Origin of the sequence: Thiosulfatihalobacter marinus, from assembly GCF_016019955.1 — a bacterium.
GTDB classification, from domain to species: Bacteria; Pseudomonadota; Alphaproteobacteria; order Rhodobacterales; family Rhodobacteraceae; genus Shimia; species Shimia marinus_A.
In genome coordinates, this window is the sequence record NZ_JAECRZ010000008.1 from 1 (window position 1) to 11,209 (window position 11,209).

General features: G+C 63.2%; 18 protein-coding genes. 5 read left to right on the forward strand and 13 right to left on the reverse strand.

Features of this window, described 5'->3' with window-relative positions; translation table 11 throughout:
* Positions 1-153: 153 nt before the first annotated feature.
* Complete coding sequence (locus I3253_RS12780) at positions 154-417, forward strand: hypothetical protein (RefSeq protein WP_197918114.1); 264 nt, start codon at positions 154-156, stop codon at positions 415-417.
* Positions 418-450: 33 nt separating this feature from the next.
* Here I3253_RS12780 and I3253_RS12785 read toward each other — a convergent pair whose 3' ends face one another.
* The 8 genes from I3253_RS12785 to I3253_RS12820 form a co-directional block, all read right to left on the reverse strand.
* Positions 451-717 (reverse strand): TFIIB-type zinc ribbon-containing protein, encoded by a 267-nt coding sequence (locus I3253_RS12785; protein WP_197918116.1) that lies wholly within the window; start codon positions 715-717, stop codon positions 451-453.
* Positions 718-798: 81 nt separating this feature from the next.
* Positions 799-1,353, reverse strand: coding sequence for a sulfopyruvate decarboxylase subunit beta (gene comE, locus I3253_RS12790; protein WP_197918118.1), 555 nt, complete (start codon positions 1,351-1,353; stop codon positions 799-801).
* Between the two features lie 3 nt (positions 1,354-1,356).
* The gene (locus I3253_RS12795; RefSeq protein ID WP_197918119.1) at positions 1,357-1,854 is read right to left on the reverse strand and encodes a sulfopyruvate decarboxylase subunit alpha; all 498 of its coding nucleotides are present in this window, start codon (positions 1,852-1,854) and stop codon (positions 1,357-1,359) included.
* A 185-nt stretch (positions 1,855-2,039) separates the two neighbouring features.
* On the reverse strand, positions 2,040-2,855 hold the full coding sequence (locus tag I3253_RS12800) for a sugar phosphate isomerase/epimerase family protein (protein ID WP_197918120.1): 816 nt from the start codon (positions 2,853-2,855) through the stop codon (positions 2,040-2,042).
* 218 nt (positions 2,856-3,073) lie between these two features.
* The gene (locus I3253_RS12805; protein ID WP_197918121.1) at positions 3,074-3,574 is read right to left on the reverse strand and encodes a hypothetical protein; all 501 of its coding nucleotides are present in this window, start codon (positions 3,572-3,574) and stop codon (positions 3,074-3,076) included.
* 16 nt (positions 3,575-3,590) lie between these two features.
* Positions 3,591-3,998 carry a universal stress protein gene (locus tag I3253_RS12810; RefSeq protein ID WP_197918122.1) on the reverse strand — a complete coding sequence of 136 codons (408 nt, stop codon included), beginning with the start codon at positions 3,996-3,998 and terminating at the stop codon, positions 3,591-3,593.
* Between the two features lie 38 nt (positions 3,999-4,036).
* Complete coding sequence (locus I3253_RS12815) at positions 4,037-4,444, reverse strand: universal stress protein (protein WP_197918123.1); 408 nt, start codon at positions 4,442-4,444, stop codon at positions 4,037-4,039.
* A 77-nt stretch (positions 4,445-4,521) separates the two neighbouring features.
* On the reverse strand, positions 4,522-4,842 hold the full coding sequence (locus I3253_RS12820; protein WP_197918124.1) for an antibiotic biosynthesis monooxygenase family protein: 321 nt from the start codon (positions 4,840-4,842) through the stop codon (positions 4,522-4,524).
* A gap of 265 nt (positions 4,843-5,107) precedes the next feature.
* Between I3253_RS12820 and I3253_RS12825 the strand changes: the two genes are divergently transcribed.
* On the forward strand, positions 5,108-5,431 hold the full coding sequence (locus tag I3253_RS12825; protein ID WP_197918125.1) for a hypothetical protein: 324 nt from the start codon (positions 5,108-5,110) through the stop codon (positions 5,429-5,431).
* An 82-nt stretch (positions 5,432-5,513) separates the two neighbouring features.
* Positions 5,514-6,464 carry a LysR family transcriptional regulator gene (locus I3253_RS12830; protein WP_197918126.1) on the forward strand — a complete coding sequence of 317 codons (951 nt, stop codon included), beginning with the start codon at positions 5,514-5,516 and terminating at the stop codon, positions 6,462-6,464.
* 24 nt (positions 6,465-6,488) lie between these two features.
* On the opposite strand, the gene I3253_RS12835 is transcribed toward I3253_RS12830, so the two are convergent.
* A complete protein-coding gene (locus I3253_RS12835) occupies positions 6,489-6,932 on the reverse strand; it encodes a low molecular weight protein-tyrosine-phosphatase (RefSeq protein ID WP_197918128.1) in 444 nt (147 codons plus the stop codon).
* 146 nt (positions 6,933-7,078) lie between these two features.
* Here I3253_RS12835 and I3253_RS12840 point away from each other — a divergent pair, with 146 nt between their 5' ends.
* Positions 7,079-7,780 (forward strand): NAD-dependent deacylase, encoded by a 702-nt coding sequence (locus tag I3253_RS12840; protein WP_197918130.1) that lies wholly within the window; start codon positions 7,079-7,081, stop codon positions 7,778-7,780.
* Between the two features lie 121 nt (positions 7,781-7,901).
* Here the strand turns inward: I3253_RS12840 and I3253_RS12845 are convergent, their stop codons facing one another.
* From I3253_RS12845 to meaB, 4 genes are all read right to left on the reverse strand, one after another.
* On the reverse strand, positions 7,902-8,393 hold the full coding sequence (locus I3253_RS12845; protein ID WP_197918132.1) for a copper chaperone PCu(A)C: 492 nt from the start codon (positions 8,391-8,393) through the stop codon (positions 7,902-7,904).
* A gap of 51 nt (positions 8,394-8,444) precedes the next feature.
* Entirely contained in the window at positions 8,445-8,792 is a 348-nt protein-coding gene (locus I3253_RS12850; protein ID WP_197918134.1) for a hypothetical protein, read from the reverse strand.
* Positions 8,793-8,893: 101 nt separating this feature from the next.
* Positions 8,894-9,184: a 50S ribosomal protein L28 gene (gene rpmB / locus I3253_RS12855; RefSeq protein ID WP_197918136.1), complete on the reverse strand. Its 291-nt coding sequence runs from the start codon at positions 9,182-9,184 to the stop codon at positions 8,894-8,896.
* Positions 9,185-9,399: 215 nt separating this feature from the next.
* On the reverse strand, positions 9,400-10,383 hold the full coding sequence (gene meaB / locus I3253_RS12860; protein WP_197918138.1) for a methylmalonyl Co-A mutase-associated GTPase MeaB: 984 nt from the start codon (positions 10,381-10,383) through the stop codon (positions 9,400-9,402).
* A 33-nt stretch (positions 10,384-10,416) separates the two neighbouring features.
* Between meaB and I3253_RS12865 the strand changes: the two genes are divergently transcribed.
* Entirely contained in the window at positions 10,417-11,178 is a 762-nt protein-coding gene (locus I3253_RS12865) for a DUF3108 domain-containing protein (RefSeq protein WP_197918139.1), read from the forward strand.
* Positions 11,179-11,209: the final 31 nt, after the last annotated feature.

The following is an 11,209-nucleotide window of genomic DNA, read 5'->3' on the forward strand; positions in this document are numbered from 1 at the left end:
AAATTGGCGGCATGAAAACCAACCCGGATACACCTTAGATCAGCCGCTGAGCTGTCCGAAAAACCGGGACCACTTCATGCATATAGCTTGGGACAAACCGAAACACCCCGCCAAAATTCGACACAAACCCCAAAACCGCCTACCCTCTCCCCCATGCGCCGCGCCGTTTTTTCCCTGTCCCTTGCCTATGTGATCCTCTTCACATGGGCATGGATCGACACGCTCAACGCCTCGATGGATGCGGCGGGGCGGGGCATGGCGCTTGGGTTCATGACCATCGGCCTGGCCATCACCGCGCTGTTCGTCATCCCCGCCCTGATCATGGCGCTCAACAACAAGGCGCTGAAATGGGCGATTGGCCTCGCCCTGGCCCCGGCGGCACTCCTCCTATTTGCCATGATGTCCGGAGTCGTCTGACGAAAAAGGGCACCTCACCAGCGCCCCTCCCGATCAGAAATCAAAGATGTCTTCCAGAAACCCGCCCATCTTTTTCTTCTTGCGCGGCTTCTGACCATGCCCGCGCCGTTCATCATACCGATCATTCCCGCGATGCTCTCGCGGCGGCGGCGGCGGCGCGCCGTATTCGGCGGACCGTTCAATGATCTTGTCCAGCTCGCCACGATCCAGCCACACACCCCGGCAATCGGGGCAGTAATCGATCTCCACACCGTTGCGATCCGCGATCACCAGCGTCGCACCGTCCACAGGGCATTTCATCAGGGTCTCCTCCTTGCTTGTTCAAATACAGACATAGGGGCGCCTGCCCCTATTTCCATCCGCAAAACTGCGTAAAGTACGCTACTCTGCCACCGCCGCCATGAACCGGTCGCGGATCACCACCGGGTCCATCGCGATCACCGGCATCCTGGCGTTGCCGCTCTCGCATTTGCTCACGATCACTGTCATCCGGTCCCCCGCCAGCGCCGCCTCCAGCGCCGCGCGCGTTTCCTCGGCTGCACATTCCACCACGTGATCACAGCCACAGCCCCGCGCCACCTCGGCCAGCGAGGTCTTTTTCCCGGCATAGGTCGGCTGATCCCCGGTCGAGCCATACGACCCGTTATCAACGATCAACAGCACATAATTGCCGCGCGGGTTGTTGGCGATGGTCGGCAAGCTGCCAAGATTGGTCAGCACCGATCCGTCCCCGTCGATCACCACCACCGTCTTGTCCTGCACCAACGCCAGCCCCAGCCCGATCGAACTTGCCAGCCCCATCGTGCCCAGCATATAGAAATTGCCCGGGCGATCCTCCAGCGCGTGCAGCTCCTGCGACGGGATTCCGATATTGCACACCACCAGCTGATCGCGGATCACCGGCAGGATCTCTTGCAGCATCTCGTAACGGATCATCTCTCAGTACCCCTTCCAGAAACCGGCATCCATCAACACCGCCACCGGCTTGTTGCACATATAGGTGTACTCCAGGATCTGGCGCAGCTCGCCCGCATCCTCCTCGCGGTGAAAATGATAGGTGGGAATGTTCAACTGCGCCAACAGCGCCTTGGTATGCACCGCCATTTCCACCTGACAGGCCACCGGCTCGCCCAGTTCCCCGCGATAGGAAATCAGCATCGGCAGCGGCATCCGGTAATACTGGATCAGCGTGGCCAACGCGTTGATCGTCACGCCGATCGCCGTGTTCTGCATGATGATCGCCGCCCGCGTGCCCCCCATCCACGCCCCGGCGCACAGCCCCATGCCCTCGTCCTCCTTGTTCGACGGCACGTGCAGGATATCCGGGTGCGCGTCCACCTCTGCGATCACCCCGGCCAACTGCTTGCACGGGACCGTGGTGACAAACCCCACCTGCGCGCCTATCAGATCGTCCACAATCTTGCGATGAATGCTCACACGCCGCTCCCTTCTGTCGCCTGCCCCACGCTGGCCGATCCCGCGCCCCGGCACAAGCCGGCAACGCACGCGCCAGTAACACCGCCATTCCGGCCTGTTGGCACCGACGCAATACCGACATGATACCGACGCGCTGCCGAAACCTGTTTCCGGCGCAAAATCAGCCTGTTAACCCCTGATTCGCGCTACTGCGCCAATCCCAGCCTCTCAAGATGCGCCACACTCTCCCGCACCCGATCGAAATCGTTGATCTCGACAATCAGGTGCGGATTGGCGCGGGTCCGCCCGATCGCCTCGAACACCCCGTGCCAGGCAATCGTGCCGCAACCCAACGGCCAGTGCCTGTCGGCATAGCCATCCGTATCCTGCAAATGCACATGGCCCAACATCGCGCCCGCCTCGGAAATGAACCGGTCCGGCGCCACCGCCCCGGCCATCACATGCGCCCAGTTGGCATGTCCGGTATCCACCGAAAGCCGCAGCGCCGCGCTGCCGGCCGCGTCGATCACCGCCGCCCTGTGGGCCGGATCCACGTCCCGGATATTTTCCAACACCAGCACCACGCCCAGCCCCTCGGCCCGCCGCAGCGCCGGGCCCAGCGTTTCCAACGTATGTGCAACGCGCCTGTCCAAATCCTTGGGACCATTGCCAAAATTATGCGCGTCCCACAGATCGAACGGCGAATGGATCACCATCTGCACGGCGCTCAAGGCGGCGCACACATCCAGCGCCTGGTTCAGCCGGGCCTGCACCACGTCGCGTATCTCGCGGTCCCTGGTATCAATCTCGAACCCGGCAAAAGGCCCGTGAATCCCCAGCCGCCCGTGCCAGCCATCCAGCTTGGCGCGCGCCATGTCGATGAACGGTTCAGGGGCCCGCAGGATATCGGCCATACAGAATTCCGGCAGTTCCAGATCGCGGTTCTTTTCGAACAGCCAGTCGCGGTGCTTGTCGATATCCAGAACACTCAGCTGCGCGCCGACAATAGGCAACTCACTCATCACGCGGGGCCCTTTCCAACCTGGGAACTGGCGCTCAGCATTCCCCACAGCCACGCCCTTGGCAAGCGCGAAACCATCCGGACAGGTGGCCAGCCCCGGTCAGATCCACAGGCAACAGCCGCCCGGAGCGCCGCCTTGACCGGGAAAAAACTCATTTACAATCAGCATCTTATAGCAGGTCATCAGGAGTGCGCCTGCACAAGGACGCGCTTGCGTGCCTAGTTCAACGCATCGCGCCGCGCGGCAACCGCTTCCGCGATCGGCTGGAAAAACCGTTTTTCGGCGGCTGATCCATTCTGCAAAACGCCAACCGCCTGATCCACGCTGGCCTGGAACAACGCACGCGCTTGCGGTATCGCCGCCTGCGTCACCGCCTTGGCCCGCGCGCCGTTGACCTTCAACCGCGAGGCGCCTGAATCCGTGTTCGAACGCACAAAGGTATAGAGGTTGCGCTTGACCCGTGTCAGCGCAACCTCGGCTTCCCAATAGGCCGATGCCTTGGCAATGCCGCGCGCGGTCTGGCCAAAGACCTGCTGAAAGCAATCCGCGCGATACTCAACCGGCGCGGCCTCACACCCGTCCGCGCCACTGTTGAAGGTTTCGACCGCCCGTGCCGTCTGGGCATCCGAAAACCCCAGATCCTCGCCCTGTTCAGCCAACGCCGCGCCAGAGGCAGCCAGACCGATGGCACCCACGATTCCCAGGATTGCCGCCCGCATACAGTCTCCCTTCACCTTACCTCAGGACATGCACCGCGCATTGCGCATGGCGCACCACACGCGCCGCCGTGCTGCCCAGAAAATAGTCCGTCAGGTCAGGACGATGCGAATTCATGACGACACAGTCAATCCCCTGTTCCTTGGCAAAATCCAGGATCGTGCGCCCGGCATGGCCCGACACGACCTTGATTTCCACATCATCCGCGCCCGCCATATCCTCGGCCAGGCCCTTTCGCATCTCTTCGCGATTATGTTCCATCTGCCCGTCGGGCAACTGGGTCATGATGAATTCCGGCACGGCCTCCATCACCGTCAACAGCGTGATCTTGCCGCCGTCATCCTTCAAAAGCCGCGCCACGGTCAGCGCCCGCTCTGTCTTGGGGTCGTGATCCACGGCCACCGGCACCAGAATATTCTTGTACATCTTGCTACTCCTTGCTTGTCCTGTTCGCCCCGCGCTGCTCAGCGCACCACATGCACCGCGCACCGCGCGTGCCTGACAACCTGTGATGCCGTGCTGCCCAGGAAATAATCCTGCATTCCCGGCCGATGCGACGCGATCACAATGCAATCCACGCCGTTGTCACCGGCCCATTCCAGAATCGACCGCCCCGCATGTCCTTCGATCACGCGCCCTTCGGCATTGGGCAGGTCGGCCCCCATTGTCTCCAGGCTTTGCACGATGGCCTTGCGTGCCTCGTCGTGAAAGCCTTTGGGGACATAATTGATGACATAGCTGGGCACTTGTTCCATCACGTGCATCAGCGTCACCCGACAGCCGGGATCAGCCAGCCTGCGCGCCACAGCCACCGACATATCCGCATTCCTGTCATCGTCAAACGAGACCGGAACCAAAATGTGCTTGTACATGTACCCTCTCCTTGTCGCGCAAGATTACCCTAGCCGCACCGCGGCAATCCAACATTGATTCAAGTCAGGTCCGGGCCTCAGTCAAAGGCGGCAACCACGTCATACATCACCGGTTCGAAACTGCGGCACAGCAGGTTGATCTGGCGGTTGCGCTCGCGCATTTCGTCGGTACGCAACATCGCCTGGAAATCTTCACGCCGCTCCCACTGGGAATAATTCGCGATTCGCGTCTGCGCGTCATTCACATGCAATCCCGCGGCAATGAACCCGGGCTGCCGGGAGATGAAATTCTCGTAGGCATCGGTCAGGGCATCCATCAGGTCCTGGCAGGTGCCCGGAGTCATCTCGAAGGTTGTGATCACGGTCTGCAATCGCGAGTCTTTTGAAATCTTGGGCATTGGCTCCTCCTTGTCGGTTTCAGCTTAGACCACGGTTTCGGGCGCTGGCTACCGCTTTCCCGGCATGGGCCGCGCGCGGCGGCCCCAAGGGCGTGACCGATAACCAAATCGTTACGCCAATTTCCCTCAAATTCGACAGAACCATGCCGGATCAGGGGCTGGGACGATTGAAAAACCCCGGCGGAATCCGCATACTGGCGCTCAGTGACGGCACATGACATCGTGAAAACACGGGCGGCGCCGATCGGGTACGACGAGGCAGATCATGACGGCAAGATCCTTTCTGGCGGCAGCCATTGCCGCCCTCCTGTTTCCCCTTGTGGCCGCATCGGCGGAGGCCGGTGTCATCAACCGCGCCTGCCTCAATTCCAACCGGGACGCGGCCTCGCGCGGGATGTGCAAATGCCTTCAGCAGGTCGCCAATCAGAACCTGTCGCGCGCGGATCAAAGGCTGGCAGCCAGCTTTTTCAAGAATCCGCACAAGGCCCAGGAAATTCGCCAATCCGACCGCCCCGCGCACGAAAGGTTCTGGCTGCGGTACAAGGAATTTGGCGTGATCGCGGCGGCCTCTTGCAGCCAGCAGCGCTGATCCTTTTCACACTTTGGCAAATCCCGCCTTGACCTGACCACCCCGCCAGTTTCACTAAAGGTAAATCTGGCGGAGTTGACCCATGCTGATGAAAGGCATCACCCTGCGCGGCCTCGAGGTATTCGAGGCCCTGGCGGAAACCGGTTCTGTGGCGCGCGCCGCCGACACCACCGGCCTGTCACAACCCGCCGTGTCGCAACAGATCCGCAATCTGGAAACCGCCCTGGGCACCGACCTGCTGGATCATGGCAAACGCCCCATGCAGCTCACCCCGGCAGGGCGGGCCTATCTGGCGCGCGCGGCAGGGGTTCTCGCACAGCTGCGCCTTGCCCAAAGCGAACTCTCGGTGATGGACCTGACGCACCTGACCCAGCTTGGCATGGGCGTGATCGACGATTTCGACAACGATCTCACACCACGGCTCGTGACCCGGCTGGCCGAATCAATGTCGGGCTGCCGCTTTCGCCTGATCACCGCCCCCAGCCACGAGATCACCCGCGCCGTTCAGGCCGGTGACCTGCATCTTGGCGTGTCGGCCTCTACCGGCGAAGCCATTCAAAACGTGACTGAATATCGGTTGGCGCGCGATCCGTTCATTCTGGCCGCACCGGCCGGGATGACCGCAGAGCAGGCCATCGAAACCCTGCCCTTGCTGCGATACACGCAGGAACAGCTCATCGCCCGCCAGATCGAATCCCATTTCGCGCGGCATGACCTGCGCTTTGCCAAGAGGTTCGAGATCGGCTCGAACCCAACGCTGATCTCCATGGTGTCGCGTGGCATTGGATGGGCCGTGACCACCCCGCTCAGCTATCTGCGGGCCGAGCGGTTTCACGAACGGGTCAGCGTGCATCCACTCCCCTTTCCCGCCTTCGCACGCACCATCTCGCTTTACGCCGGCACGGATTGGGCCGATACGCTGCCGCGCGACGTGGCTCAGACATTGCGAAGCCTTATCGGTCAGTTGATGATCGCCCCCGCCGTCGAACGGTTCCCCTGGATCCGAGAGGATTTCCGTCTGCTGGAAGACTGATCGCCGCATTCGCCAAAGGCAAATCTAGCGCGCGCCATTCAGCGCGGCGCCCAGCCCCCGGACGCACGCCTCGATCAGGGTCAGCGTGCCGTCGAAATCGCGGGTGTAATAGGGGTCAGGCACCTCGGAAACGCCGCTTTCAGGGGCATAATCCGTGAACAATCGCACCGGCGTCTCGTCACCCGCCGGGCGCAGCCTTTCGATATTGGCGACATTGTCGGCATCCATGGCAATGATCAGATCGAAACTTGCGAAATCCGCGCCCGTGAACTGGCGGACCCGCAAGGGCGCCAGATCATACCCACGCGCCTCGGCCGCGCGCTGCATCGGCGCATAGGGCGGCTCCCCCACGTGCCAGTTGCCGGTTCCGGCGCTGTCGGCCGCAACATCCGGCGCCATGGCACGGAACACGGCCTCGGCGGCCGGCGACCGGCAAATGTTTCCCAGACAGACAAACAGAACCCGCATTCCGGCTCTCCTCCCGGCTCTCCTCTTGGTGCGCCCCCTTCATCGTCGCCGGGCCCGATTGGGTCAACCCGCCTTGCCGACAGCACCATCCCCTGCAAGACTGTCCCCGGACAAGGCTGCGGGCAGGAACCAGGACAGGGGGCGCCATGACCGGCAAGATCGTCATCCTCACCGGCGCTGGCATCAGCGCCGAAAGCGGGCTGGGCACGTTTCGCGATGCCGGCGGGCTGTGGACACAATACCCGCCCGAAGATGTCGCAACCCCGGAAGGGTTCCATCGCAACCCGGATCTTGTGCACGAATTCTACAACGCCCGACGCGCCAATGCCGCCGCCGCGCAGCCCAACCCGGCACACCACGCGCTGGCCCGCCTCGAACGGGACCACCCCGGCGAGGTGGTGATACTGACACAGAATGTCGATGCGCTGCATGAACGGGCCGGGTCACACAACGTGCTGCACATGCACGGCACCCTGGCCGGGGCGCTCTGTTCCGCGTGCGGCGCGCGTTGGGACGCCCCCGAAACCATGCGCACGGCCGATCCCTGCCCTGCCTGCGGCGCCCCCGCCACCCGGCCCGATGTGGTGTGGTTCGGCGAGGTGCCCTATTTCATGGATGCCATCTGGGACCACCTCGCCACCGCTGATCTCTTTGCCGCCATCGGCACCTCGGGCGAGGTCTATCCCGCCGCCGCCTTCGTGCAAGAGGCCGCGCGGGTGGGCGCGCATACCATCGAAATCAATCTCGCCCCCTCGGCCACGGTATCGGATTTTGCGGAAACCTGTTTTGGCCCGGCCTCTGAAACCGTGCCGCAATGGGTGGCCGCCGAACTGGCGCGTCACGGCTGAGGCACCATCGCAAAAACGGGCCGCTCCGGCCCGCTTTTTCGCGTTTCGCCGAAGGCCACCCCTTTCGAATGGAAGGGGCGGCCCGAGGCGGATCGCCCTCTGCCAGCCGGGCGCGCGCCGGTTATCCTCCGGTATTCATCTGGCCCTGCATGGATTTCATGCCGTGGACAGGCTTGCGCTCCAGATCCACCGGCACCTCCAGATCAATCGCGCCGGCCTGCTCGAACACAAGCGTCATGCGCAGGATGTCTCCGTGATTCAAAGGCCCTGTCAGCCCCATCATCATCACGTGATCACCGCCGCGCTTCAATACATGCGCGCCGTTTGCCGGAACCACAAAGCCACCTTCGACCTTGCGCATCGACATATTGCCGTTGCCATCGTCGATATGCGTGTGCAGTTCCGCTTTTCGGGCGATGTCGGTCCTTACGCCGATCAGCCGATCGGCCTCGTCGCCGGAATTGTTGATCACCATGAAGGCCGCCCCCGATTTGGCAATCGGGCTGGACGCGCGCGCATAGGCATCCTCAACCGAGATCACGCTCTGGGCAAGGCCGGGCAGGGCAAAGGCAACCGCGCCAATGGCGGCAATGGCAAGTGTTTTCAGGGACATGGTTTTCTCCCGTCCATATCTGTCGTCAGTCAAGATGGTTCTGGTGTGGGGTCACAACAGGACGGGCGGGGCACGGGCCGTGGCAACCACCGGGCGAATCACATGCGCGCCAAGGTCATGATGCGCGCCGATCTTCGAAACCGACCCTTGCACAGCCCATGGCCCGGGCGTGGTGACGGCAACATGGTTGAACAGGCACAGGCTTGCGTCAGGGCAGAATTGCGACGGGTCCGTGGGGTTGCCTTCGGCATCGACCGGCACCATGACCGGATTTTGTGAGATACAGTATTCCGCGTATCCCACGGGCATGGGCATTCCGCGCGCAATCGCCATGCTCTGCCCGGTCAGGATCAGGGCCAGAACCAGAAAGCCGGAAATATATCTGCGCAAATATGCCATTTGACGCATGTAACCACGCGCGCCGGATATTGTCTTGCGACAAAAAGAAACAGCCCCGCCGGATTGGCAGGGCCGTCAAAAATTCTGAAAGATCAGAGGGATCAGGCCTCGGCGGTCTGGGCCTTGGCGATCTCTTTCTTGACCTTCAGCGCATTGGCGGACAATTCGGTGTCCTTGGCTTTGGACAGGAACGCGTCCAGCCCGCCACGGTGATCCACCGAGCGCAGCGCCGCTGCCGAGATGCGCAGCTTCACGCCACGGCCCAGAGCTTCGGATTGCAGCGTCACGTCATTCAGGTTGGGCAGGAAACGACGTTTGGTTTTGTTGTTGGCGTGGCTGACATTGTTGCCAGACATCGGGCCTTTTCCGGTCAGTTCGCAACGGCGCGACATGGGTTCATCCTCGTTTTTCAGACAGCGGGGAAAGGCCCCGTCAAAGCAGATGGGCGCCGCCAAGGCCGCGCCCGGAAATTCGTTGGGCGTCATTAGGCCGAATTCGAGGGGGCGTCAAGTGATTCAGGTCCGGATTCGTGGCTCGGGCCCGTGGGGCGCTGCCCCGCCGCGAGCAAGCTCGCGACTCCCCGGGATATTTGAGGCCAAAAGAAGGGTCAGGCCGGGGTGATCTCCAGAAGCGCAAGCACCTGATCCGCAGCGGCCGAGGGTGTCTTGTCGCCACGCGCCACCTCTGCGCCAAGCCGGTCCAGCGCGGCGCGCGCGGCGCCGGTTTCCAGCCTTGCCAGAAGCCCGTGGCGCACTTCCTCGTGGAACCAGTAGGTGGATTGCGCCCTGCGCCGCGCATCCCAATGACCGTTCTTGCGCCGCCAGCCGGTCAGCGCCGTCATTTCTTCCCAGGCGGTTTCCAGCCCGTTTTCCTCGAGCGCCGAAACCGTCATCGCCTTGGGAAAGCCCTGCGGATCCTGTGGGCGTTTGCGCAGCAGCCGCAGCGCCCCCGCGTAATCCGCACAGGTGCGCATCGCGGTCGCTTTCAGATCGCCATCGGCCTTGTTGACCAGGATGATGTCGGCCATTTCCATGATGCCGCGTTTGACCCCCTGCAATTCGTCCCCGCCCGCCGGGGCCAGCAGCAGCAGGAACAGGTCCGACATTTCCGCCACCACGGTTTCCGACTGGCCGACACCGACGGTTTCGATCAGCACAACGTCAAATCCGAACGCCTCGCACAGCGAGACCGCCTCGCGGGTGCGCCGCGCCACGCCGCCCAGATGCGTCTGACTGGGCGAGGGGCGGATAAAGGCGTTGGGATCGCGGCTCAGCCGTTCCATGCGGGTCTTGTCACCCAGGATCGATCCACCCGAGCGTGCCGAGGACGGATCCACCGCCAGCACCGCGACCTTCATGCCCCGCGCCGTCAGCATCATGCCGAAGCTTTCGATGAATGTGGACTTGCCCACCCCCGGCGTGCCCGACAGCCCGATCCGCAGCGCCTGCTGCCCGGCGCCGCGCAGCGACTCCAGCAGGTCCGCGGCCTGCGCCCGATGGTCCGTGCGCGCGCTTTCGACAAGGGTAATGGCCCGGGCCAGCGCGCGGCGGTCCTGTTTCAATATCCTGTCGCGCAATTCTGCGATATCCATGGCGCACCTGTCTGTTGCCGTTGGAGAGCGTTGATGCCGCGACCACCCCGCCTTTGTCCAGCCCGCGTATGGCGCCTGCGCCGGTTTCTGCCCCGGACGCTTCGCTGTGCCGCAGCCCTGACCGGGATCCTGACCGGGGCCACTCCGGCGCTGGCCGAGCCCCAGGCGTGGTCGGTTTATGCCTTTGGCCTGCCGGTGGGCGAGCTGCGCCTCGCCGTGTCGGAGGCCGCCGGCCGCTACACAGGCACCGGCGCGTTCCAGACAACCGGGCTGGCCGGGGTGCTCAAACGCATCCGCTTTACCGTATCGGCGCGCGGGCGCGTTGGTGAAGATGGTTATGCGCCGTCAGTCTATGAAGGCTTCATCGACACCGGGCGGCGCCTGTCCGAAACCCGGCTGGAATTCGCCGCGGGCCTGCCCGTCAAGACGGCGGGGGCTCAGGCCCCCGCAACCCCGATCGCGGTGTCCGACATGCGTGGCGCACAGGATCCGATGACCGTGATGTGGCAGGTGCTGCGCGATCAGAGCGACCAGACCCTGTGCCGGTTTTCGCAAAACCAGTTTGACGGCACGCGGCTGGTGCGGATTTCACTCACCACGCGCGAACAGACCGGCGACAGCGTCACCTGTTCGGGCACCTATGACCGGATCGGCGGGTATTCCCCCGAGGAACTGGCCGAGATGGCGATCTCGCCACTCTCTGTCACCTACACCCGCACGGGCGACGCGTGGCGCGCCACCGGCATCCGCGTCAGGACGCGCCATGGGGCGGCCCGGTTGCGCCGACAGGACTGACTGGACCTTGCCACGCGCTTGCCGGATAACG